The sequence below is a fragment of the Mesorhizobium sp. CNPSo 4671 genome, from assembly GCF_057784245.1.
Map to the genome: position 1 here is coordinate 92,264 of NZ_JBWLUW010000006.1, position 22,912 is coordinate 115,175.

General features: G+C 62.4%; 29 protein-coding genes, 1 tRNA gene and 1 pseudogene. 21 read left to right on the top strand and 10 right to left on the bottom strand.

All coding sequences use genetic code 11. From position 1 onward, the window contains the following. The first annotated feature begins 6 nt into the window (after nt 1-6). Both AC04SF_RS18495 and AC04SF_RS18500 read left to right on the top strand, forming a co-directional pair. Nucleotides 7-690: a phosphoglycolate phosphatase gene (locus AC04SF_RS18495; protein ID WP_488479002.1), complete on the top strand. Its 684-nt coding sequence runs from the start codon at nt 7-9 to the stop codon at nt 688-690. Nucleotides 691-830: 140 nt separating this feature from the next. Then, a tRNA-Val gene (locus tag AC04SF_RS18500) sits at nt 831-905 on the top strand. Between the two features lie 36 nt (nt 906-941). Here AC04SF_RS18500 and AC04SF_RS18505 read toward each other — a convergent pair. Next, entirely contained in the window at nt 942-1,214 is a 273-nt protein-coding gene (locus tag AC04SF_RS18505; RefSeq protein WP_488479003.1) for a hypothetical protein, read from the bottom strand. 184 nt (nt 1,215-1,398) lie between these two features. Between AC04SF_RS18505 and AC04SF_RS18510 the strand changes: the two genes are divergently transcribed. The 3 genes from AC04SF_RS18510 to AC04SF_RS18520 all read left to right on the top strand — a co-directional run bounded on the left by AC04SF_RS18510 (nt 1,399) and on the right by AC04SF_RS18520 (nt 3,135). Further along, a complete protein-coding gene (locus tag AC04SF_RS18510) occupies nt 1,399-1,656 on the top strand; it encodes a PepSY domain-containing protein (RefSeq protein WP_202350358.1) in 258 nt (85 codons plus the stop codon). A 143-nt stretch (nt 1,657-1,799) separates the two neighbouring features. After that, nucleotides 1,800-2,540, top strand: coding sequence for a lysozyme inhibitor LprI family protein (locus tag AC04SF_RS18515; RefSeq protein WP_488479004.1), 741 nt, complete (start codon nt 1,800-1,802; stop codon nt 2,538-2,540). Nucleotides 2,541-2,652: 112 nt separating this feature from the next. Further along, nucleotides 2,653-3,135 carry a hypothetical protein gene (locus AC04SF_RS18520; protein ID WP_488479005.1) on the top strand — a complete coding sequence of 161 codons (483 nt, stop codon included), beginning with the start codon at nt 2,653-2,655 and terminating at the stop codon, nt 3,133-3,135. A 3-nt stretch (nt 3,136-3,138) separates the two neighbouring features. Here AC04SF_RS18520 and AC04SF_RS18525 read toward each other — a convergent pair whose 3' ends face one another. Both AC04SF_RS18525 and AC04SF_RS18530 read right to left on the bottom strand, forming a co-directional pair. Beyond that, complete coding sequence (locus tag AC04SF_RS18525) at nt 3,139-5,019, bottom strand: L,D-transpeptidase family protein (RefSeq protein ID WP_488479006.1); 1,881 nt, start codon at nt 5,017-5,019, stop codon at nt 3,139-3,141. 209 nt (nt 5,020-5,228) lie between these two features. Further along, nucleotides 5,229-5,768 (bottom strand): annotated as a pseudogene (locus tag AC04SF_RS18530) (SDR family NAD(P)-dependent oxidoreductase); the annotation flags it as partial. A 153-nt stretch (nt 5,769-5,921) separates the two neighbouring features. Here AC04SF_RS18530 and AC04SF_RS18535 point away from each other — a divergent pair. Beyond that, on the top strand, nt 5,922-6,317 hold the full coding sequence (locus AC04SF_RS18535) for a rhodanese-like domain-containing protein (protein ID WP_115143308.1): 396 nt from the start codon (nt 5,922-5,924) through the stop codon (nt 6,315-6,317). Between the two features lie 69 nt (nt 6,318-6,386). Here the strand turns inward: AC04SF_RS18535 and AC04SF_RS18540 are convergent, their stop codons facing one another. Then, the gene (locus tag AC04SF_RS18540; RefSeq protein WP_488479007.1) at nt 6,387-7,298 is read right to left on the bottom strand and encodes an alpha/beta hydrolase; all 912 of its coding nucleotides are present in this window, start codon (nt 7,296-7,298) and stop codon (nt 6,387-6,389) included. Nucleotides 7,299-7,345: 47 nt separating this feature from the next. On the opposite strand from AC04SF_RS18540, the gene AC04SF_RS18545 reads away from it, so the two are divergent. Then, nucleotides 7,346-7,798: a MarR family winged helix-turn-helix transcriptional regulator gene (locus tag AC04SF_RS18545; protein ID WP_056587725.1), complete on the top strand. Its 453-nt coding sequence runs from the start codon at nt 7,346-7,348 to the stop codon at nt 7,796-7,798. 54 nt (nt 7,799-7,852) lie between these two features. Here AC04SF_RS18545 and AC04SF_RS18550 read toward each other — a convergent pair whose 3' ends face one another. Both AC04SF_RS18550 and AC04SF_RS18555 read right to left on the bottom strand, forming a co-directional pair. Continuing rightward, complete coding sequence (locus AC04SF_RS18550; protein WP_488479008.1) at nt 7,853-8,464, bottom strand: pyridoxamine 5'-phosphate oxidase family protein; 612 nt, start codon at nt 8,462-8,464, stop codon at nt 7,853-7,855. Nucleotides 8,465-8,526: 62 nt separating this feature from the next. Then, a complete protein-coding gene (locus AC04SF_RS18555) occupies nt 8,527-8,880 on the bottom strand; it encodes a gamma-butyrobetaine hydroxylase family protein (RefSeq protein ID WP_488479009.1) in 354 nt (117 codons plus the stop codon). Between the two features lie 196 nt (nt 8,881-9,076). On the opposite strand from AC04SF_RS18555, the gene moaA reads away from it, so the two are divergent. From moaA to AC04SF_RS18620, 13 genes are all read left to right on the top strand, one after another. Continuing rightward, the gene (gene moaA, locus AC04SF_RS18560) at nt 9,077-10,072 is read left to right on the top strand and encodes a GTP 3',8-cyclase MoaA (RefSeq protein ID WP_488479010.1); all 996 of its coding nucleotides are present in this window, start codon (nt 9,077-9,079) and stop codon (nt 10,070-10,072) included. Nucleotides 10,073-10,129: 57 nt separating this feature from the next. Then, nucleotides 10,130-10,624, top strand: coding sequence for a hypothetical protein (locus tag AC04SF_RS18565; RefSeq protein ID WP_488479011.1), 495 nt, complete (start codon nt 10,130-10,132; stop codon nt 10,622-10,624). Between the two features lie 119 nt (nt 10,625-10,743). After that, a complete protein-coding gene (locus AC04SF_RS18570) occupies nt 10,744-11,103 on the top strand; it encodes a hypothetical protein (RefSeq protein WP_488479012.1) in 360 nt (119 codons plus the stop codon). 181 nt (nt 11,104-11,284) lie between these two features. Then, nucleotides 11,285-12,205 (top strand): DMT family transporter, encoded by a 921-nt coding sequence (locus tag AC04SF_RS18575; RefSeq protein WP_488479013.1) that lies wholly within the window; start codon nt 11,285-11,287, stop codon nt 12,203-12,205. Nucleotides 12,206-12,248: 43 nt separating this feature from the next. Beyond that, nucleotides 12,249-12,875 (top strand): molybdenum cofactor guanylyltransferase MobA, encoded by a 627-nt coding sequence (gene mobA, locus AC04SF_RS18580; protein ID WP_096445994.1) that lies wholly within the window; start codon nt 12,249-12,251, stop codon nt 12,873-12,875. After that, entirely contained in the window at nt 12,872-13,375 is a 504-nt protein-coding gene (gene mobB / locus AC04SF_RS18585; protein ID WP_488479014.1) for a molybdopterin-guanine dinucleotide biosynthesis protein B, read from the top strand. Before mobA ends, mobB begins: the two co-directional genes overlap by 4 nt. Before the next feature lie 158 nt (nt 13,376-13,533). After that, nucleotides 13,534-14,319, top strand: a complete 786-nt coding sequence (locus AC04SF_RS18590) for an ABC transporter substrate-binding protein (protein WP_096445998.1) — start codon at nt 13,534-13,536, stop codon at nt 14,317-14,319. Between the two features lie 80 nt (nt 14,320-14,399). Continuing rightward, complete coding sequence (locus tag AC04SF_RS18595; RefSeq protein ID WP_096446000.1) at nt 14,400-15,119, top strand: ABC transporter permease; 720 nt, start codon at nt 14,400-14,402, stop codon at nt 15,117-15,119. Next, complete coding sequence (locus tag AC04SF_RS18600; RefSeq protein WP_096446002.1) at nt 15,116-15,937, top strand: ABC transporter permease; 822 nt, start codon at nt 15,116-15,118, stop codon at nt 15,935-15,937. The genes AC04SF_RS18595 and AC04SF_RS18600 overlap by 4 nt, the downstream gene beginning before the upstream one ends. Nucleotides 15,938-16,043: 106 nt before the next feature. Further along, entirely contained in the window at nt 16,044-16,913 is an 870-nt protein-coding gene (locus AC04SF_RS18605; RefSeq protein ID WP_488479015.1) for an NAD(P)-dependent oxidoreductase, read from the top strand. Nucleotides 16,914-16,919: 6 nt separating this feature from the next. After that, nucleotides 16,920-17,624, top strand: a complete 705-nt coding sequence (locus AC04SF_RS18610) for a DNA alkylation repair protein (protein ID WP_488479016.1) — start codon at nt 16,920-16,922, stop codon at nt 17,622-17,624. Then, entirely contained in the window at nt 17,584-18,162 is a 579-nt protein-coding gene (locus tag AC04SF_RS18615) for a GNAT family N-acetyltransferase (protein WP_488479017.1), read from the top strand. The genes AC04SF_RS18610 and AC04SF_RS18615 overlap by 41 nt, the downstream gene beginning before the upstream one ends. Nucleotides 18,163-18,207: 45 nt before the next feature. Continuing rightward, complete coding sequence (locus tag AC04SF_RS18620) at nt 18,208-18,771, top strand: DUF3299 domain-containing protein (protein WP_488479018.1); 564 nt, start codon at nt 18,208-18,210, stop codon at nt 18,769-18,771. 13 nt (nt 18,772-18,784) lie between these two features. On the opposite strand, the gene AC04SF_RS18625 is transcribed toward AC04SF_RS18620, so the two are convergent. The 4 genes from AC04SF_RS18625 to AC04SF_RS18640 all read right to left on the bottom strand — a co-directional run bounded on the left by AC04SF_RS18625 (nt 18,785) and on the right by AC04SF_RS18640 (nt 21,264). Beyond that, entirely contained in the window at nt 18,785-19,276 is a 492-nt protein-coding gene (locus AC04SF_RS18625; protein WP_006205209.1) for an Lrp/AsnC family transcriptional regulator, read from the bottom strand. 107 nt (nt 19,277-19,383) lie between these two features. Beyond that, nucleotides 19,384-20,058, bottom strand: coding sequence for a uracil-DNA glycosylase family protein (locus tag AC04SF_RS18630; protein ID WP_488479019.1), 675 nt, complete (start codon nt 20,056-20,058; stop codon nt 19,384-19,386). Continuing rightward, entirely contained in the window at nt 19,998-20,609 is a 612-nt protein-coding gene (locus tag AC04SF_RS18635; protein WP_488479020.1) for a glutathione S-transferase, read from the bottom strand. The genes AC04SF_RS18630 and AC04SF_RS18635 overlap by 61 nt, the downstream gene beginning before the upstream one ends. Before the next feature lie 34 nt (nt 20,610-20,643). Beyond that, a complete protein-coding gene (locus AC04SF_RS18640) occupies nt 20,644-21,264 on the bottom strand; it encodes a thermonuclease family protein (protein WP_488479021.1) in 621 nt (206 codons plus the stop codon). A 76-nt stretch (nt 21,265-21,340) separates the two neighbouring features. Here AC04SF_RS18640 and AC04SF_RS18645 point away from each other — a divergent pair, with 76 nt between their 5' ends. Then, complete coding sequence (locus AC04SF_RS18645; protein WP_488479022.1) at nt 21,341-22,861, top strand: sensor histidine kinase; 1,521 nt, start codon at nt 21,341-21,343, stop codon at nt 22,859-22,861. Nucleotides 22,862-22,912: the final 51 nt, after the last annotated feature.

Consider the following 22,912-nt stretch of genomic DNA (forward strand, 5'->3'; position numbering starts at 1 on the left):
TGGATCATGACTCGCCCGATCATCGTGTTCGACCTCGACGGAACGCTGGTTGACACGGCGCCGGACCTGCTCGACAGCCTCAACCACAGCCTGGCCGCCAGCGAACTCGCGGCCGTCGACGAGGCCGGCTTCAGGCGCTTCGTCGGCCATGGCGGGCGCGTGATGATAGAGCGGGCGCATGCCGCCCAGCAGCGCTCGCTCGATGTCGCCGAGCACGACCGGTTGTTAAAACTGTTCCTCGATCATTACACCGACAACATCCCCGGCAAATCCCGCCCCTACCCCGGTGTCATCGAGGCGATCGCCCGCTTCGAAAAGGCAGACTATCTCCTGGCCATCTGCACCAACAAATACGAAGCCAACTCGCTGGCGCTGATCGAAGCGCTCGGCCTGACCAGACATTTCGCGGCGATCGCCGGCCAGGACACATTCGCCTTCCGCAAACCCGATCCGCGCCACCTGACCGAAACCATCAGGCTGGCCGGCGGCGATCCGCACCGCGCCTTGATGGTCGGCGATTCGCAAACCGACATCGACACCGCCAAGGCCGCCGGCATTCCGGTCGTCGCCGTCGATTTCGGCTACACCGACCGGCATGTCCGCGAATTCGAACCCTCGGCGGTGATTTCGCATTTCGACGCGCTGACCGTGGATCTGGCGGAAAAGCTGATCAGCGCCGCAGGACACTGAACGGACAGCGGCGAGAAATTCCGTCGGGACGGCCCCGAAATGGCGCAGAATCCGATCTCTGTGAGAACGCCAGACAGCGCCTTGACTTAACCGGCCAGCCTCCCTTATATCGCGGCTCGCTTGGCCTTCGGGCAACGAGCGGGCGATTAGCTCAGCGGGAGAGCACACCCTTCACACGGGTGGGGTCGCAGGTTCAATCCCTGCATCGCCCACCACTTACCTTCCTGAAATCACACTCCAAGCCGGACCAGCTAACAACTACAACTCGCCCCTTCCCCGCCAAAATTCTTCTGGGCGAAGTTCAACGCGCTTCTATAGCTCGTGTAGCTCTGGAACTGGCACACATTGGAGCCGTTCCGCACCTTCATCTGTTCGAGATCCCAGAACGGCACCTCGATGCGGTCGTCGGCGCAGTAGACCGTGTAGCGTTCGGGTTCGAGCGCCCTGGCTTTCTGCACGGGCATGGAAACGGCCGGGATGGCAAGCACTGACAGTGCAAGCATGACGATGTGACGCGTGCGCATAGAGCCCCCAATAAACCGCCAGAACTTATGGCTAGGGATATTGAAGCGGCGCATCATGGTTTTTGGCGGACTTTCTCTTTTCTTCAGCGCTGCCGCAAGTAGATGGGCTGAGCGGTCCCGCATCCCATCTGGAACCAACCACCACGCCAGCGAGTTTCCTTGCGTCGAAACTTGAGGGAAAACCATGTCCAGAATTCTTGTGGCAACCAGCGTTGCCGTTCTTCTCGCCGCCGGACCGGCCTTTGCCGCGGATGAAAATCCGCTCCCCCCGCAAAACGCCAAGAAGCTGTCGGAGATCCTCGCCAAGGTCGAGCAGCGCGACGGCTTTCGCTACGTGAAAGAGGTCGACTGGGACAAGGACGCCTATGTCGTCACCTACTACACGTCGGACAAGGCAAAGGTCGAAATCACCTATGATCCGGTGACGGCCGAACCCAAATAAGAGCCGCAGGCAGACCATTCGACGGGCCGGCCCGTTTTCTCCACGCGCCTCGATGGCCAATCGAATTGCCGCAAATTGTCCATCCTTGGCGTGTGATATGCACGCTAAGGTGCGGGGCAGCGCCTGTTGGCTTGGGGGCAGTCATGAGATTTTCCGTTCGAACCGATGTCCTGCTTGTGCTTGCCGTCATCCTGGCCGGCGGCATGCTTGCGGCAACTTCGGCGCGGGCCGACGGGCCATCCTTCGATTGCGCCAAGGCCAGCCTGCCGGCGGAAAAGGCGATCTGCGCCGATCCGCAGCTGTCAGCCATCGATCTGCTGGTGGCCAAGGCCTACAAGGGGTTCGAACCGGCCTTTGGCGGCGACAAGCACAAGATCGCCCGCGGGCTGATCGCCGACCGCAATGCCTGCAAGAGCGACACCGCCTGCATCGTCAGCGCGCTGAACAATGCCTTGCAGACCTATGGCAATGCGCCGTCATGGGTGCAGGACTACAACATCGCGCTGATCGGCAAGAAGGCGCTGGATGCCGCCGCGCGCAACCCCGGCAACACGGATCAGCCCCTGCCCTCGGCCGTCGGGCAATGCGCGACCACGCATATCAAGACGCTGACCACGCGGCTCGGCGATGACCCGCTGGAAACGGCCACGCCCGATGCCGGCAGCGCCGCCACCTTCACCAATGGCGGCGGGGCCGTCTCCTATGATCGCGAGCCGGGGCTCGCCGCCTCGAAGGTCGGCGAACCCGTCGTGATGTGCCTGATCGCGATTCCCAGGGATTGTCCCAGGGATGACGACCGTGGCCGGGTCTATTATTCGATCGATCTGGTTGCGAAAGGTTCCTGGGCCTTGCCGGACTCCGAGCATCTGTGTGGCGGCGCCTGATCGGCGCGCTTCATGATCCACGAAGCCTGCCAAAGCGGCCCACTCTGTGCCTGCCCTTGCGCCGGATCGTCTTTGATGGCTGACTGAAACGGTTGACTGCGCCGCATGGGGCATGGGCATGGCGACGACGAAGTATGTAATGAAGCGCATCCTGATGATGCTGGCCGGCTATCTGGTCGCGGTATTGGTCGGCCTGGTCGCTGTCGTGGCGATCTATGCCGCGCTCAGTTCCCTGCCAAACGCGCCGGCGTATTTCGACGTCTTGGGCATCAGCCCAATCGCGGTCCTAGTGGTGCCGCCGCTCGGTATGTTCGTCTATTTCCTGACGATTGTCGTGACCGGGCTGCAGACCTTGATCTTCGCGCTGATCGCCGAGTTCTTCTCGTTGCGCAATGTCCTGATGCACATGGTCTTCGGCGCCGCTGCCGCCGCCGGCGGCTTCTTCCTGATCTGGCCGGTTCCGACGGAGGACATGGATCCGGAGCGCTGGGCCGACATCGGCATCATCGCCGCCGCCGGCCTCGTCGCCGGATTGATCTACTGGCTGATCGCCGGGCGGGAGGCGGGGTTCCGCCGCCCGTTGGCGCAATTCTGACGATCAGCTCGACGGCGAACGAACCGCCTCGGTGGCGTCCAGGGCCTGCTTCAGCCGGGAGTCGCGGTCGTAGACGTCGCTGAAATACTCGACCTTGCCGGACATGTCGGGCCACGCGGTGAAATAGGCGACATAGACCGGGATCTTGCGCGTCACGTCCTCGGTCGAATGCCCGTGCTTCAGCTTCTCGGCGATATAGTCGACCGAGGTGCCAAGCACCGCCGCCGCCATGCCGCGCGGATCCTGCAGGCGCACGCAGCCATGGCTCAGCGCGCGCATATCCTGCTTGAAGAACGATTTCTGCGGCGTGTCGTGCATGTAGATCGCGTGCTTGTTGGGGAACAGGATCTTCAGTTCACCCAGCGCATTGGCCTCGCTCGGCTGCTGGCGCACGCTGTAGGGAATGTTGGCGCCATAAGCGCCCCAATCGACCGCCGACGACGGAATGCGCTTGCCGCGCGAATCCGTCACCTCATAGCCGGCGCGATCGAGATAGCCGGGATCGCTGCGCAACCGGGGCAGCATCTCATTGACGATGATCGACTGCGGCACGCCCCAATAGGGATGGAAGTCGACCTGCTTGATCTGGTCGTAGAAGAAAGCCGTCTGGTTGGTGACCCGGCCGACGACGACGCGCGTCTTCAGCTTCTCCTCACCATTGTCGATGTAGCTCGCGGTGAACGCCGGCTGGTTGATGAAGACACGCGGGCTGCCGAGATCGGAAGGCAGCCAGCGCAGTTCCTCCAGCGCCACCTGCACCTTGAGCAACCTGTCGGCTTTGGACGTTCCGGCCAGCAAGGCGACAGTGCGCGGACCGATGACGCCGTCGCCCTTCATGCCTTCCTTCACCTGCACCGCCTTGATCAGCGGCACCAGCTCGGGAACGTAGACCTCGCTGGTCGCCAGCCGCGACAGCAGCTCGCCATAAGTGCCGCCCATATCGTCATCGAGGCTGCGCGCGATCAGCGACAGTAGTTTCGGCAGTTCGGGGCTGGTCTCGCCCGGTTTCAGCAGCAGCTTGGGATCGACGACGATTTCGTTCTCGGCACTGGCCTGCAGCGCCTCCAGTTCGACGCGCAGCGCCTGATATTCCGCATTCTGCGGATGCCGCGATTCGAGGTAAGTGCGCACTTCCTGCGTATGCGCCAGCGTCTTCAGCACGCCGACCATATCGAGCGGCTTGGCCGGGAAATCATAGTAGCCGGTCATCCGGTTTGGCTCGACACGGCCGCTCTGGGCGTCATGGGCGTAGCGCAGGACGCGCGCCGACAGCGCCATCTCGAAGCGCACGAGTTCCCTGAGCTTGGCCGCGTCGTCTGTTGCGGCCGAATTGGCGGCCGGCACATCGACGGTGTAGTCGGCGGGCGTGAGCCCGTAGCTTGCGGCCTCGCCCAGCACCCGCACCGCATCCTGGGCTCGGCTGTTGAGGCTGGTTCCGTTCACCCAGATGAAGTCCGGATTGGCTGAATAATAGGCGATCAGTGCCTTGGCGATATCGGGTTCGGCATAGAGCTCGTAGTCGCTCAAGCTGGCAATTGCGTCGTGGAAGGCAGCGCCAGTGGCCGACGGAACGAACGCGGCATCCTGCGCCGCCGCGGGCTGCGGTGCCGCGGTCAACGCCGAGAAATCGACGCGCACAAGTTTGTCGGCCTTGTAGGTGTAGTAGGATGGGCCGCTGATCTTCACGCCGCCGCCGCCGGCCGGTGCCTTGGGTCTGTGCTTTGGCGGCGGAGGCGGAAACTCGCCCTGCGGCTCATGCCTGACGCCGCCGCCAAACAGCATGTCGAACAGCCCTTGCGCACCAGCTTGAGGCGCGCCGAGGGCGAGCGTTGCCGCGATCGCCACAAGCGGCATCGCGGTTGCTTTTTTACCGAGAAATTTCATGGATCACCCGCTCCGGCCGCAACCGGTTCCCGTTCCGCACGCTAGACCGTCTCGCTCACCGCATGGCGGATGTAAGGCGCGACTATACCGATTCATACCGATTTCGTTAAGCTTTCATAAATTTCGGAAAGCCTGTTGCAGAACGGTTTCACAACATCGTGACGGCTGGAGCGCGGGTGTTTCGCTCCAGCCCAAGCAATCCATGAAAATCAGGCGTTGGCACCACCATCGATGGTCAATGCGGCGCCGGTGACAAAACGTCCCTCCGGGCCGGCAAGCCAGGCAACCATGCCGGCGATGTCGTCGGCCTTGCCGAATCGCGGCGTCGCCATCTTCTGGCGCTGGTGTTCGGCATGCGGCCCATCAGCCGGGTTCATGTCGGTGTCGGTCGAGTCGGGATGAACGACATTGGCGGTGATGCCGCGCGGACCGAGGTCGCGTGCGAGAGCTTTGGTCAAACCGACCAGCGCCGCCTTGCTGGCGGAATAGGCGCCGAGGCTGGTGTCGGTGACACGTTCGGCAAGATTGCTGCCGATCGAGATGATCCTGCCGCCCTCGCCCAAGTGCCTTGCCGCCGCCTTCGAGGCGATTAACGGGGCTCTCAGATTGACCGCCATGGTCTCGTCGAAGTCGGCTAACGACAGCGTGTCGATGGGTGCCGCGGGCCAGATGCCGGCGCTGTTGACCAATATGTCGAGCCGGACGAAGGCGCCAACGGCGTCATCGACGGCCTTGTCTATCGCCACGGCAGGCGCGCGACGGCGCCTCGTGCAGCGCACTGATGGCGACGGTTACCGGCGCGATGGCAGCCTGGCAGACGCTGGCAGGCGCCGACAGAGCGTGACAAACGCTGGCCGTTGTGGTGGAAATTCAGACATGCGCGGTTGGGAGGAAACAGGCCTGTGAAAAAGGGGTATCGCGAACTGCTGGACGAGGCCAACGCCGAAATCGAGGTGGTTTCGCCTGAAGAGGCAGCAGGACTGCTCGAGGACGAAGGCACCATCTTCGTCGACTTGCGCGATCCGCGCGAAGTCGAACGCGATGGGAAAATTCCGGGCGCGAAGCATGTGACGCGCGGCATGCTGGAATTCTGGATCGATCCCGAAAGCCCCTATCACAAGCCGTTCTTCGCCTCGGGCAAGAGCTTTGTTTTCTTCTGCGCCGGCGGTTGGCGCTCGGCGCTCGCCACCAAGACGGCGCAGGATATGGGACTTGCGCCGGTCAAGCACATCCTTGGCGGCTACACCGCCTGGAAGGCGGCCGGACTGCCCGTCGAGCCCGGCGAGAAGAAGAAATAGCCCAATGCATGTCGCTCAAAAGTGGTCCCGGGTTTGAGACAACGACATGCATGGAACGAGGACCGCGGCTCAATGCAGCAATGACGGCTCGTGGTTCCCCGCGACGAAGGCAACGGCGCGTTCGACAACGCCCTTGTCCGCAAGAATGCGGCGATGGCCGAGCCCATCGGCCCAGTGCAGCCGCACATGATCGCCGGCGCCGGCGTAGCGCTTTGCATGCTCGGCCGGCACTTCGCGGTCGTCAGGCGCGTGGATGACCAGGGTCGGCACGGGTGCCTGGGCGAGCTGACGGTCGCCGGTGAATTCATGCAGCGGCCGGCCGGACAAATGTTGGACACGGTCCGCCATCGCGACCTGCGAACGCGGCCCGACATTGAGCATGCGGCTGAAGTCGGCGAAGATCGCCGGCAAGGAACTCGGTGCGGCGATCAGCACGAGACGTCCGGCCGCCAGCGGTGGAATGTTCTTGACCGAACCGGCAATGGCATTGGCGGCAACGGCGCCGCCGAAGGAGTGCCCCACCGCCGCGACAAACGGGCCGAACCATTCGCCGGCGACCCTTACGGCCTCGACGGCATTGACCATGTTCAGGTGCCGGCCCTGCGAATGGCCATGGCCCGGCAGGTCCAGTGAAACGACCCTGTAGCCGGCCGCGCGATAGCCTTCGATCAAGGCGCGCATATATTCGGTACGCGAACGCCAGCCATGGACGACAAGCACGGTGCCAAGCGCCGCCCTGCCCGGCTCCGGTCGGAATTCGTGCACCATGACGCAGCCGGTTGCCGTCTTCAGCCGATGATGGCGCGCTTCGGTCATGAACTCCGCGGCACGGCCGATGGCGCGGCGCTCGCCGTCGGTCAGCGCCGTGACGCTGGGCGTGCGGCAGAACAGTTCGAAAGCCGCGCGCCCGGTGATGCGTGGCGCAATATGCTCGGCCGCACCAAATACGCTGCGGATGACCTTCAGCCCGATTGATGCCATAGTGAGAATCCATCCATACGTTCAAGCATGAACATAATAGTTCAAAGATGAACAATAAACAAGAGCTCCCCTGGGACAACCCGCGTTTTCGCAACTGGGTCGCGGTGGCGCGCGCCTGCCATGTGCTGGAGCGCACGCTGGCGGTGAAACTCGCGCCGCTGGACCTCAAGCCGGCGCAGCTCGATGTGCTGATGAACCTCTATCGCCATCCCGGCATGTCGCAGCACGACCTTGCCCGCAAGCTGCTCGTCGGCCGCTCCAACATCACCATGCTGCTGCCGCAGTTGGAGGCGCGCGGCCTGCTGCGCCGCGAAGGCGACGAGAAGGACAAGCGCATCCTGCGGCTCGCCTTGACCGAAGCCGGCGAGGCGCTGCTGATGCAGGCGCTGAAAGTACACATGGCGCTGATCGAAAAGGCGATGAGCCAGTCGACACCCGAGCAGTGCGACATGATCGGCGAGCAGATGCGCAAGATCTATGAGGTGCTGAAGGAGGCCTAGCACCCAAGGCGTGCCGAGATTCAGGTCAGCCTCACCTGAATATCGGTGAGCCGGCTACCACATGGTCTTCTTCGCCCGCTCCGGCCATTCCTTGTCGTAGGCCTCGCCGTCGATGTTCTTGCGGCTGGTGATTTCCAGAATTTTTCCGGGCGTCGGCAGCGATTTCGGATCGATATGCCTGGCCGGATTCCAGAGCTCCGACCGCACGATGGCGCGGGCGCATTGGAAATAGACCGAATCGATGTCGATGACGGTTACCGAACGCGCCACTTTGCCGTCGACCATGAAGGACGCGCAAAGTTCGGCATCGGTGGTGATATGGGCTCGCCCGTTGATGCGCAGCGTCGTGCCGGAGCCCGGCACCAGGAACAGCAGCCCGACACGTGGATCCCTGATGATGTTGCGCAGCGAATCGGCGCGGTTGTTGCCGCGCCGGTCCGGCATCATCAGCGTTTTCGGGTCGACGATGCGTACGAAGCCCGCAAGATCGCCGCGCGGCGAAGAATCCAGTCCCTCCGGCCCGCTGGTCGCCAGCGCGACAAAGGGCGAGGCTTCGATGAAGGCGGCATATTCGGGAATGACGTGGTCGAGTTCCTTGACCAGCGAAGCTTCGCCGGGAACGCCGTAGAGCGCTTCGAGCTGTTCGACCGTGGTGATGAGCGACATCTTTTCGTCTCCGAACCTTTGCCGGCGCTACTCCAGATGTGTGACGCCCTTACGACGCCAGACTAGCGATCGCGGCTCAAGCCTTTTTCCGCCAGTTCCGCCAGATAGGCATTCCAGCGCTCATCCTTCTCATGGCCGAGCGTGTGCAAGTAGTTCCAGGTGAAGATGCCGGTGTCGTGGAAATCATCGAAAGTGATGCGCACTGCATAGTTGCCGACCGGCTCGATCTTCAGGATCGCCACATCGCGCTTGCCGGGAACCGTCACACGCTGGTCAGGCGAGTGCCCCTGCACCTCGGCCGATGGCGAGGCGACGCGCAACAGCTCCGCCGGCAATTCGAACGGCTGGTGATTGGGAAAGGTCACCGACAGCAGCTTGCGGTCCTTGGAGACCCTGAGTTCTTTTGGCGCGGTCATGCTGTTTCATCCCGTATCGATTGCCCTTCCCTACGCCGCTTCGCGCAACGGGAAAAGTCCTGATAGGCCGACCGACACACCGTGTCGGCTTCGGGATGTTACCAAAGATCGAGAAGCTGTATCTTGAATGGCGGGCTGGATCGTATCACATAGCCATATATAACGACGCCGGTAACGGCCACGGAAACGCTCGAACATGAACATGATCGACCCCTTCGGTCGCACGATCAGCTATCTCAGAGTGTCGGTCACCGACCGCTGCGATTTCCGTTGCACCTATTGCATGGCCGAGGACATGACCTTCCTGCCGAAGAAGGACCTGTTGTCGCTGGAAGAGCTGGACCGGCTCTGCACCGTCTTCATCGAAAAGGGTGTCAAGAGGCTGCGCCTCACCGGCGGTGAGCCGCTGGTGCGCAAGAACATCATGCATCTGGTGCGCCAGCTGTCGCGCCACCTCGATAGCGGCGCGCTGGAAGAACTGACGCTCACGACCAACGGCTCGCAGCTGTCGCGCTTCGCCGCCGAGCTCGCCGATTGCGGCGTCAAGCGCATCAACGTCTCGCTCGACACGCTCGACGCCGACAAGTTCCACCAGATCACCCGCTGGGGCCATCTCGGCAAGGTCATGGATGGCATCGACGCCGCTCAGGCGGCCGGGTTGAAGGTCAAGCTCAACGCGGTGGCGCTGAAGGATTTCAACGATGGCGAACTGCCCGACATGATGCGCTGGGCGCATGGCCGCGGCATGGATCTGACCGTCATCGAGACCATGCCGATGGGCGAGATCGACGCCGACCGCACCGACCAGTATCTGCCGCTGTCGCTGCTGCGCGCCTCGCTGGAACGCCAGTTCACGCTGACCGACATCCCCTTCAAGACCGGCGGCCCTGCCCGCTACGTCCACGTCGCCGAGACCGGCGGCAAGCTCGGCTTCATCACCCCGATGACGCATAATTTCTGCGAAAGCTGCAACCGCGTCCGGCTGACCTGCACGGGCACGCTCTATATGTGCCTCGGCCAGGAAGATGCCGCCGACCTTCGCGCGCCCTTGCGCGCCTCCGAAGGCAACGAACTTGTCGCCGACGCGATCGACGAGGCCATCGGCCGCAAGCCGAAGGGCCATGATTTCATCATCGACCGCCGCACCAGCCGTCCCTCGGTGTCCCGGCATATGAGCGTCACCGGCGGCTGATTTTTTCTCCGATTTGGTGCAAGACTGTCTTTGGTCACAGGCCAAGGGGGGGGCATCATGCTGCGTCTTCACCGAATCGGCTTTTGGTCGCTGGCCACAGCGATCTCCCTGGCGACCATCATCACAACGACGGCAATCGCCAAGCCGTTCACCTATGTGAACGCGCGCTTCGGCACCGTTTGCACCTTTCCCGACGACATCTTCACCGATCGCCAGCCCGAGCCGGAAAATGGCGACGGACAACAATGGCTCAGCGCCGATGGCGCCAGCCTGTCCTGTTACGGCAGCTACAATGCCGGTGACGACACGCCCGATAGTGTCGTGAACGACGAAAAAGCCAGCACCGAGCCGGGTTACAAGCTAACCTATAGCAAGACGGGCAAGAACTGGGCGGTGCTGTCGGGCATCAAGGGCGACAACATCTTCTACGAGCGATGCGTGTTCGGAAAAGAGGACGTTATCCACACCGTATGGATCGAATATCCGGCGTCGCTCAAAACGAAATACGACCCGCTGGTCGGCGCCATTGCCGGCAGTCTCAAGGGACAGTGAGTGTTTCGGATCACACCCCAGAAAAAGTCTTGTTCGTGAACCGCCGCCGGATTTACGGCCAGTCTGTTCCGGCCTAGCCTTTTGTCCGAAGCGGCTCTTCGCTGATAGGGGGATACGTCATGCGCAAACTCATTCTTTCTCTTGCATTGCTTGGCTTCACGGCCCTGCCCGCGGCCGCACAGTCGATCGGCGGCACCTACACCGTCGCCGGCACCAACTTCGATGGCTCGGCCTATGATGGCGAAGCCACCATCACGCTGACCAGCGGCACCACCTGCACGATCCACTGGGAGACGGGTGGCTCATCTTCCGACGGCATCTGCATGCGCAACGACGACGCGTTCTCCGCCGGCTATGTCATGGGCAAGGATATCGGCCTCGTCGTCTACAAGGTCGAGGATGACGGCTCGCTGCATGGCCTGTGGACCATCGCCGGCAAGGAAGGCAACGGCACCGAGATACTGACGCCGAAGAAATAGGCATCGCGGAGGCCAGACCGCTTTCGGGAGACGGCGGCGTCTCCCGACCAGATCGCGCCTAATCCAGGGCGTGATTTCACGCCGGCGATGACGAATGCCCCGGTTCTGGCCCAGCCCTTTGCCATTGCTGTTTCGTGGCGGGCTGTTACAGGCTTGCTTGCCCAAGCAACCGGTAGATGTCTTGCCTCTTTCCCCAAATCTTCGCGGCGCGTTGTTCATGATGGTGGCGATGGTTGGCTTCACGCTCAACGACGCCATCACCAAATACTCTTCGCAATCGATGAACATGGCGCAGGTCATGCTGATCAGGGGGGCCTTTGCCTCGCTCTTCGTTGGCCTGCTGGCCTGGCAACGCGGCGCGCTGTTGCGGCCGCGCCTGATGCTGAAGCCGCTGGTGGCGATCCGTGTCGTAAGCGAAGCGGGCGCCACCGTGTCATTCCTCGTAGCGCTTGCCCATTTGCCGATCGGCAGTGTCTCGGCCGTACTTCAGGCGCTGCCGCTGGCGGTGACGATGGGCGCTGCGCTGTTTTTCGGCGAAGCGGTCGGCTGGCGGCGCTGGCTGGCGATCGCCGCCGGTTTTGCCGGCGTGATGGTCATCGTGCGGCCGGGCTTCGACGGCTTCACCGTCTATTCCCTTTGGGCGCTGGCCAGCGTTGCCTGCTGCACCGTGCGTGATCTCGCCACCAAGCGCATCCCTCAAACCACACCGACGATGCTGGTCTCGACTGCGACTGCACTGGCAATGACCGTCGTCGGCGCGGTGCTGTTGTCGCCGATGGGTGGCTGGACGCCGATGAGCGGCAAGAGCACGGCGCTCTTGGCGCTGGCGGCGGTGCTCGTGGTCATCGGCTACCAATTCATCATCATGGCGATGCGCTCGGGCGAGATCTCCTTCATCGCGCCGTTCCGCTACACCGCGCTCCTCTGGTCGATCCTGCTAGGCTTGATCGTCTTCGGCGACATACCGGACATGCCGATGATCGTCGGCGCGACAATCGTCGTCGGTTCGGGTCTCTATGCGCTTTATCGCGAGCGGGTGGTCGGCCGGCGCAGGATCGTCGCCGAAACCACCGGGCCGGCCATGGCACCGGATGGAATCTAGCCGGGTCTTGTGATTTCCGGCGGCTGGCGTACAGGCTCGATGCATGGAGCGAGATATTGCAGGGATCGTCCTGGCCGGTGGCCAGTCGCGGCGGATGGGCGGCGGCGACAAGAGCCTGTTGCCGCTCGGCAGCGGCAGCGTGCTTGACCAGCTCCTGTCGCGCTTCGGCCCGCAGATCGAAACCCTGGCGCTGAGCGCCAATGGCGATCCCCAACGCTTCTCCCGTTTCGGACTGCCTGTGCTCGCCGACACGATCGAAGGCTTTGCCGGCCCGCTTGCCGGAATCCTCACCGGCCTCGAATGGGCCGCGGCCAGCACATCTTGCAAGGCGGTCGTTACCGCTGCCGGCGACACGCCTTTCCTTCCGCTTGATCTCGTCGAGCGCCTGGCGGCGGCAGCCGGCGAACATCCAGGTTCGATCGCCGTCGCCTCCTCGGCCGGCAGGCGGCACCCGACCTTCGCGCTCTGGCCAATCGATTGCCGCGATGCCTTGCGGCATTTCCTGGTCGATGGGGACAACAGGCGGGTTTCGGCGTTCATCGAGCGCCATGGTCATGTCGAGGTGGAATTCCCGGTCCTGCAACCCGCGGGGCTCGATCCTTTCTTCAACATCAATGTGCCGGACGATCTTGCCGAGGCCGCGCGGCTGATGCAGAGCATGACATCATGAACATCTTCGGCATCACCGGTTGGAAAAACTCCGGCAAGACCACACTGACCGAAAAGCTGGTCGCCGAGCTTGTGCGGCGCGGCTGGAAGGTCTCGACGGTCAAACATGCACATCATGATTTCGACATCGACAAGCCGGGCGCCGACAGTTTCCGCCATCGCCAGGCTGGCGCCACCGAGGTGGCGATCGTGTCCGGCAATCGCTGGGCGCTGATGCACGAACTGCGCGGCGAGGATGAGCCGCCGCTGGAGAGCATCCTCTCGCGGCTCGCCCCATGCGACATCGTGCTGGTGGAAGGCTACAAGCGCGAATCCCACCGCAAGATCGAAACGCGGCGCCTGGAGGCGAAGGAGCGGACGCCGCTATCGGCTGAGGATCCCAATATTGTCGCCATTGCCGCGGATTTCGTCGTCACCGACAAGAGCCTGCCGGTATTCGACCTCGACGACGTAAAATCCATCGTCGACTTCATCGAGCGCACCACCGGCCTCGTTGCTTGAGAACTAACCTAACGGCAGAACCCCATTACCGATTTCGGTGGTTTTGCAGTTGCTTTTTTCTTGGAAAGAGTGGGAGTATCGCGCCAGCGGGCGGTCAAAAGCACCGCCCCACAGAGCCGTTTCGGAACGACGGCCGGGACCATAAAGAGAGGACTATCATGCGTATTGCACTGCGTATCGCGCTCGCCGCTTCGGCCGCGCTGCTGACGCTCGGCGTCGCCCAGGCCCAGGAGAAGACCCTGCGGATCGGCACCGAAGGCGCCTACCCCCCTTTCAACAACCTCACCTCCGACGGCAAGCTCGTCGGCTTCGACATCGATATCGCTCAGGCGCTTTGCGACCAGATGAAGGTCAAGTGCACCTTTGTTGCCCAGGATTGGGACGGCATCATCCCCGCGCTTCAGGCCGGCAAATTCGACGCCATCGTTGCCTCGATGTCGATCACACCTGAGCGCAAGGAGAAGGTCGACTTCACCCACAAATACTACAACACGCCCTCGGCGCTCGCCGTCCCGAAAGACTCGACGCTGAAGGGCGTCACCAAGGAAGATCTCGCCGGCAAGACCATCGGTGTCGCCACGACGACCACCCATTTCAACTATGCCTCCAAGACCTACACTGACAGCACCGTGAAGGGTTATCCGAGCAGCCCCGAGGAGCAGGCAGATCTCGCCAATGGCCGTCTCGACGCCATCCAGGACGATATCGTCGTGCTGCAGCAGTGGCTGGACTCGCCTGATGGCGCCTGCTGCAAGATTCTCGGCCAGCCCTCGCCGCAGCCGGTCGAGATCTTCGGGCCGGGCGCCGGCATTGCCGTGCGCAAGGGCGAGACCGACCTGGTCAACAAGCTCAATGAGGCCATCGACGCCATCCGTGCCAATGGAAAATACAAGGAAATCAACGACAAGTACTTCAAGTTCGACGTCTACGGCGCCGAGTCCTGATAGACAAGATCAAGACGGCGGGGCAATTCCCCGCCGTCTTTCTAATCGTCTCGGAAATGCCGTGGAGATAAGATCCGTCAATGCCAGCCCAAAGCATATGGACACTTCTCAGTTGGGGACCTGATGGCTGGAGTGACGATATTGCCTATGGCGTCATTGTAACGGTTCTGCTTGCGCTGGCGACGCTTCCCATCGGTCTGACGATTGGCTTTTTCATCGCGCTCGGCAAGCAATCCGAAGAGCCCTCGCTGCGCCTCGCAGCCAATATCTACACCACGGTGTTTCGTGGCTTGCCGGAATTGGTGACGCTCTTCCTGTTCTTCTTCGGCATGCCGATTCTGCTGCAGCACCTCATCCGCTATTTCCGCCCCGACGCGACCATCGACGTCAACAGCTTCGTTGCCGGGATGATCGTGCTCGCGCTGATCTTTTCGTCCTATGCCAGCGAGGTTTTCCTCTCGGCCTTCCGTGCCATCCCGAAAGGCCAGTATGAGGGTGGTTATGCCATCGGTCTTTCCTACGCGCAGACAATGCGCCTGGTGATCTTGCCGCAGCTGCTACGCATTGCATTTCCCGGTCTGGAGAATTGCTGGCTCAGCCTGTTGAAGGACACCTCGCTGGTGTCGGTCGTGGGTCTTGCAGAGACGTTGCGCAACGCCGGCGTGGCCGCTCGCGTGACCAAGCATTCCTTCCTGTTTTATGGCGTGGCGGCTCTGGTCTTTCTTGCTCTGGCCATCGTGTCATCCTTCGCCACCAGCGCCATTTTGCGCTCGCTCGGCAAACGGGAGGCACAACGATGAGCGCGACAGCCATCCTGGTCGAACGGCCACCACCGCGGGCCCGCGGCTGGCCGCGAGGACGCATCGTCGGCTACGCGCTGGTCTGCTTTTGGATAGCCTTCGGCCTCGGTATCGTCGCCTACCTCTTCTTTGCCTGGAACGCACCGTTCTTCGCCAAATATGCGCCGGCCTATCTGCGAGGACTTGGCGTCACCCTGTCGCTGGTCGCCATTTCGATGGTGCTTGGCGCCGTTCTGTCCTTGCCTGTGGCTTACGGACGTATGTCCCGGAACCGGATCCTATCCGGCCTTGCCTATTGCTACGTCTATTTCTTCCGGGGCACGCCGCTGTTGGTCCAGACATTTCTAGTCTATTACGGCTTGGGGTCGTTTCGACCGCAGCTCCAGATGATCGGGCTCTGGGATTTTTTCAAGGACGCCTTCAACTGCGGCGTCTTCGCCTTTGCGCTCAACACCGCCGCCTACCAGGCCGAGATCCTGCGCGGCGCCATCGAAAGTGTGCACAAGGGCCAATGGGAAGGCGCTGCCTCGCTCGGCCTGCACAAACTGCAGACGCTGCGCAAGATCATCCTGCCGCAAGCCCTGATCGTCGCCTTGCGGCCCTACGGCAATGAGCTGATCCTGATGGTCAAGGCTTCGGCGATCGTCGCCATCATCACCGTCTACGACCTGATGGGCAATGCAAAACTCGCCTTCGCCAATTCCTTCGACATCCAGGCCTACATCTGGGTCGCCCTGGTATACCTCGTGATGGTCGAGTTGTTGCGCCATGCCATCGAGTGGATCGAGCGCCGGATCACCATACACCTGAAACGCTGAGCCGTTCTCGGCTGTGCCAGTCGATCGCACTACAGGCGTCTTGACGAATTGAGCGCAGAGCCTAGAGCTTTCGCAGCAATTTCGTTTTCGTCTGAAGGGCAAGTTCATGGCATCTGTGGCATTTCTCGGTCTTGGCGTGATGGGTTACCCCATGGCCGCACACCTCAGGAACAAGGGCGGCCACGAGGTCACCGTCTACAACCGCACCAAGGCCAAGGCCGAGCAATGGGTCGGTCAGCATGGCGGCAGCCTGGCGGTGACGCCAGCGGAGGCAGCCAAGGACAAGGACTTTGTCTTTTCCTGCGTCGGCAATGACGACGATCTGCGCTCGGTAACGACAGGCCCGGACGGCGCCTTCAAATCAATGAAGAAAGGTTCGGTCTTCATCGACAATACCACGGCCTCGGCGGAAGTCGCGCGCGAATTGGCGACAGCAGCGGAAGCAGGTGGATTTTCATTTCTCGACGCGCCGGTTTCCGGTGGTCAGGCAGGCGCCGAGAACGGCGTCCTGACCGTCATGGTCGGCGGCGACCAAGCTGCCTTCGACAAGGCCAGGCCAGTCATCGACGCTTATGCCCGCATGGTCGGGCTGATGGGGTCGGCGGGCGCTGGCCAGCTGACCAAGATGATCAACCAGATCTGCATCGCCGGACTGGTGCAGGGGCTGTCGGAAGGCATCCATTTCGGCAAGAGGGCCGGGCTCGACATCGAGAAGGTGATCGAGGTGATTTCCAAGGGTGCCGCCGGTTCCTGGCAGATGGAAAACCGCCACAAGACCATGAATGCCGGCAAATATGATTTCGGTTTCGCCGTCGACTGGATGCGCAAGGACCTCGGCATCTGCCTGGCTGAAGCCGACCGCAACGGCGCCAGGCTGCCGGTGACAGCACTTGTCGATCAGTTTTACAAGGATGTGCAGGCCATGGGTGGCAAGCGCTGGGACACGTCTTCGCTGCTGGCGCGGCTGGAGAAGTAGACGACCATGTCCCTGCCCGCTCCAGACTGGACGGCGCAGGACATCGTCGCGCACCTGCGCTCGATCGGCACCGAAGAAAACCGCGCCGGCATGGCGCGGTTCGGCATCAACACCGCGACCGCGCTCGGTGTCGGCAATACGGATTTGCGGCCCCTGGCGCGCAAGCTGAAACGCAATCACGAGCGGTCCCTGGCGCTGTGGGCCAGCGGCATTCGCGAAGCACGGCTGCTGGCGGCGTTCACCGGCGAGGCCAAAAAAATCTCTATCGACGAGTGCCGCCGGTGGGCCGGCGATTTCGATTCCTGGGAAGTCGTCGATACCGTCTCCGACCTGTTCGTCGATACGCCGTTTTGGCGCCAGTTGATCGAGGAGTTCGCGGCCGACGAGCGTGAGTTCGTTCGCCGCACGGCCTTTGCCATGCTGGCATGGGCAGCCGTGCATTTGAAAAAGGAACCGGATGCAACGTTCTTGTCCTATTTGCCTTTGATCGAAGCCCATGCCGGCGATGAGCGCAACTTCGTCAGGAAAGCGGTCAACTGGTCGCTGCGGCAGATCGGCAAGCGCTCGACCAGCCTGCACGGCCCTGCCCTTGTCCTGGCGCGGAAGCTCGCCGGCTCCCCGGACAAGACCGCGCGCTGGATCGGCAAGGATGCAGTGAAGGAATTGTCGGATGCCAAAACGCTCGAACGCCTCGCCACCAGAAAAACTTGACCTCACCAATATCCGCTTCACCGAGGTGACGCCGGCAACACGCGGCAGCTTTGAGACCCTGTTCGAGCAGCCGGGTGCGCCAAAATACTGCTGGTGCATGGCCTGGCGGCACTCCGGCCGCGAGCACATCCAGAACGATGAAAAGAAGCGTCAGATGATGGCGGCCATCGATGCCGGCACCCCGGTTGGCATCCTCGCCCATATTGACGGCAAGACCGTTGGCTGGTGCTCGGTTGCGCCGCGCGAGACCTATCGCAGGCTTTCAAAACAGCAGGACGACAGCGAGACGGGCGTATGGTCGATCGTCTGCTTCTATGTGCCGAGGGTTTTGCGCGGCGGCGGCCTTGCATCGGCCTTGCTCGATGCAGCCATCGACCATGCCTTCGCCAAGGGCGCGCGCATCATCGAGGCCTATCCGGTGGCCGAGGCATCACCGAGCTACCGTTTCATGGGCTTTCGCGACATGTTTGCCTCGCGCGGCTTCCACGAGGCCGGCATGGCCGGTTCTCGCCGACATGTGATGCGGCTCGAGCATTGACGTCATTGGCCTCGGCGTCTTTACTCCGGCGCAAAGGAAGCGGCCATGAACCATTTCAGATCAAGCTTCGCGCTCGCGGCCGCGCTGTCTCTTTCCACTGCCGGCGCCTCGGCCGAGACCACGCACATCTTCTGGAAGGATCTTCGGCCGGCGAGCCAGGCGGTTGCCGAAGACGCCGGCCTGCCGATGATCGCGGCGAAATTGCCCGATCGTGGCGAGACGCTGTCCGTCGGTTTGCAGGACAAGACCATACAATTAGCCGGCTATGCATTGCCTGTGGACCGCGATGGCGACCTCGTCTACCAGTTCCTGTTGGTGCCGTGGACCGGTGCGTGCAGCCACATGCCGACGCCACCGCCCAACCAGATCGTGCTGGTCACGCCGGCCCATCCTTACAAGATGTCGCAAGCCTACCAGTCGGTCGCCGTCTCCGGTGCCCTGAAGCCGGGCATGGAGAAAAGCCAGCTGTTCATTCTCGACGGCGTCAGCGTCATCCAGTCAGGCTACAGCATGCGCAAGGCCGAAGTGGCCGGCGTCGACAGCGTACCGGACACCATCACCCTGCCGGTAAACTCGCCCTGGAGTTTCCTCAACAAGAAGAAAAATTGACTGGGCTTGTCCCTCAAGCCGCGTTGGCGCCCGATTCCTTGTCCAGTACCATGTAGTCGAGCGGGATTTCGGTCGTGTATTTGATCTGCTCCATGGCGAAGGACGACGACACGTCCCGGATCTCGATCTTGGCGATCAGTCGCTTATAGAAGGCATCGTAGGCGGCGATGTCCGGCACCACGACGCGCAAGAGATAGTCGACATCACCGCTCATGCGGTAGAATTCGACCACCTCGGGAAACTCCTGGATGACCTCGGAAAACCGCCGCAGCCACTCATGGCTGTGCGAGTTGGTGCGGATCGAGACGAAGACCGTGACCCGCACATTGACCTTTTCGTGGTCGAGAATGGCGACGCGCCGTTTGATAACGCCCTCCTCCTCGAGCTTCTGGATGCGGCGCCAGCAGGGCGTGGTCGACAGGCCGACTTTCTTGGCGACATCGGCCACTGCGAGCGTCGCGTCCTCCTGCAGGAGGCGGAGAATTTTTCGGTCAAGGCGGTCCATTAGAGGCTCCTGGAGGAATGTTTGTCTATACTCCCCTTTATTTTGGGCTTTCACAAGAAAGAAATTCTGCCGATCACCACAAAGGCGAGTGATTTCTTGCTGAATGCCTAACCGAGGCGATAGCGGATTTCCGTGCGCAGGAAAGGCAGCAAATCCATTTCAAACCACGGATTCTGCTTCAACCAGCCGCTGTTGCGCCAGGACGGATGCGGCAGCGGCAGCACTTTCGCACCAACGGAGTTCTCCCAGATGGCGCGCCAGTCCATCACCGTTTCCGTCAGCGAGGGACGGCGCGCGGCGCCCATGTGCCAGGACTGCGCGTAGATGCCGATCGTCAGCACCAGGTCGATGGCCGGCATCAGCGCCATCAAAGGCGCGCGCCAGGCCGGCGCGCATTCGCGCCTTGGCGGGAGGTCGCCGCCCTTGGCATCCTGGCCGGGAAAGCAGAAACCCATCGGCACGATGGCGAATTTGTCGATGTCGTAGAATTCGTCGCTGGACACATCAAGCCAGCTGCGCAGGCGGTCGCCGGAGGCATCGGTGAACGGCATGCCCGACAGGTGCACCTTGGTTCCCGGTGCCTGGCTGGCGATGAGGATGCGCGCGCTGGACGAGGGCCGCAGCACCGGCCGCGGCACATGCGGCAGCGGTTTGCCAACGGGATTTTCGACGCAGATGCGACAGGCCCGGACCCTCGCGGCAAAACTGTCCAGTTCCACGCTCAAGCGGCGGCACTCGGGCGGCCGGAGATCGCCTGGTGCCAACGCAGCACATTGGTGCATTCCTCCGGCACCTTGATGCGCGCCGGCTTCATGAAGTCGATTGCGATCAGGCCGGTGATATCGGCGATCGAATAGCTGTCGCCGGCGGCGAATTCCCGGCTCGCCAGTTCGCCATCGAGAAGCTTCAGGAATGCGACCGCCTTCGGCTTGTTGGCCTCGCCCCATTCGGGGATCTGCGGGATTTCCCACTCCCTCATGGCTGGATGGATATGGCGAAAGGCCTGTGCGACGCAGCTCAGCAGGTTGAACTCCATCCGTCGCTGCCACATCTCGACCTGCGCCTTGCCGAGCGCGCCACGTCCGAACAGCGCCGGCTCTGGATGCAACTCCTCGAAATAGCGGCAGATGGCGACGGATTCGGTGATGACGGTGCCGTCGTCAAGCTCCAGCACCGGCAGGCGCTGCAAAGGGTTACGCGAACTCACCGTCTGGCCCTTGTGCTCCAGCGCGCCCATGTCGACGGACACCAATGGAACCGAGATCCCCTTCTCGGCGAGGAAAACGCGAACCCGCCTGGGGTTGGGCGCCCGGCCGCCGTCGAAGAGCTTCATTCGATCCTCCTTTTCCCTTTCAGGCCGATACGCCTCACCAGAAGCGAAAAATCTCGCGCACGGCGTCGCCGATCGACGCCAGCGTGCCGTGCTTTCGCTCCACGACCTCGCCGTGATGACTGTCGCGCCAGTCCTGCGGCTGATCGAACGTGCCGGCCCAGATTCCGGCCTTTTTCGTGCGGGCGGTCGCTTCCTCACTTTCGAAGTCGCCAAAGGCAACGGCCCAACCCGCCTCGACCTGGGCGCGGTTGAGGTCTATCCCGCCGGCCTTGCAGTCGCCAAGCAGCCGGCCATAGCGATCCCGTTGCCAGCCGCTGCAGGTGACCGGCCTGCCGGCGATCAGGCGCACCAGGGACTGGCGCGCGAGCGTGCCGCAGGCATAGTCCGCACCGTTCCTGCGGCAGGTCTGGGTGTATTCCGGCGCATCGATGCCGCGCATGCGGATGCGCTCGGTGCCGAGCGTGATCGAATCGCCGTCATTGATGATGGCAGCACCTTGCGTCTGGCGCGTTTCCACCCGATCGAGGCGCGCCGCCAGCAGGATCAGCAGTCCCAGAATGACTGTCGTAAGCCCATAATCCAGAAGCCGCCGCCACGGGCTCCTGGGCACCGGTGCGTACCGTTGGCGCGATCTCGGCGACCAGGAACGGCTCATATGGCAAACGGTTGGTTAATCATTCGAACGTAGCTTAACACCTTGAAATCGCTGCGCGCATAAATTGAAGTTTTTGATGCCCTTGCAACGCTCGAACACAGCGGACAAGTTCATTGTGGACCGCAGGAAACCTCATCGCAACAGCGATGTGGCGCGCGCGGTGCGCAAGACGCGCGACCGTCTTTCGCAGCAGGCCGGCAATCCCGATTTCGACCGTGAACTACTGAAGCTCCACGCCCGTGCCATGACAAGCGGCGCCGTGGTCATCCCCCTGCTTGTCCTGGCGATCGCAGCCGTCGGCCGGCTCGCCGGCGTCGGCAACGAGATCGGGCTCTGGGCGCTGTTCACGCTTACCTGCTATACGGTCGTCGCCTTCATGGCGCGGCGCATCGAGCGCACGGAAGCTGCTGAGCTCAACCCCTTGCAGGCGAGACGGGAATTCCTGGTCGGCCATTTCCTTTGCGGCCTCGGCTGGGCCTGGTTCGTCTTGCTCGGCTGCGGCACCTGCGCCGTTGACCAGTTCCAGGTGGTCAAGGCGGTGGTGTTGCTGTTTGCCATGGCCGGGACGGCTCTCATGGCCTCGTCGCTCAGCGGCGCGCTGCTGGCGACCTTTGCCGTGCCGGTGGCGCTCTATGCCTATCTCGGCGTCAGACTGTGGATGCCGGTCGAGGCGATCATGGCCGGGCTGCTTGTCCTGTCGCTGCCGTTTTTCGCCTATGTCGCCCGACACATCAACCGCTCCTCCCTGATGCTGTTGTCGTTTCGCTCCGAAAAGGACGCGCTGATCGCGGAACTTGAGACGGCGAAATCGATGTCGGACGAAGCTCGGCGGCGGGCTGAGGATGCGAATCTGGCAAAGTCGCGTTTCCTCGCTTCGATGAGCCATGAACTGCGCACTCCGCTCAACGCCATTCTCGGCTTTTCCGAGGTGATGGCGAACGAGGTGCTGGGGCCGATGAGCAATCCCACCTATCGCGACTACGCCCATGACGTGCATGATTCGGGCCAGCATCTGCTCGATCTGATCAACGAAATCCTCGACCTGTCGCGCATCGAGGCCGGCCGCTACCAGCTCAACGAAGAGCCGGTGATGTTGCTCAACATCGTCGAGGATTGCTGCCATATGATGGAACTGAGGGCGCGCAACAAGGATATCCGGGTCATCCAGGATTTCGAACAGACGTTGCCGCGGCTGTTCGCCGACGAGCGCGCCGTGCGCCAGATCACGCTCAACCTTCTGTCCAACGCCATAAAGTTCACAGCCACCGGAGGCGAAATCCGCGTCCGCGTCGGCTGGACGGCGGGCGGCGGCCAATACATTTCGATCAAGGACAACGGCCCCGGCATTCCCGAGGACGAGATCCCGATTGTGCTCTCGGCCTTCGGCCAGGGTTCGATCGCCATCAAGAGCGCCGAACAGGGCACCGGGCTTGGCCTGCCGATCGTGCAAGGCCTGCTTGCCATGCATGGCGGCGAGTTCGAGCTTCATTCCAAGCTGCGCGAAGGCACCGAGGCGATCGCCATCTTCCCGCTGAGCCGGGTGATGGAAGAGCTGCCGGCACTGCCGACGGCCGCGGTCGCGTCGCGACGGCGCTAGACCACCCTGGCGACCAGCCTCCACTCGGCCTCAAAGAGGAACGGGGACCGC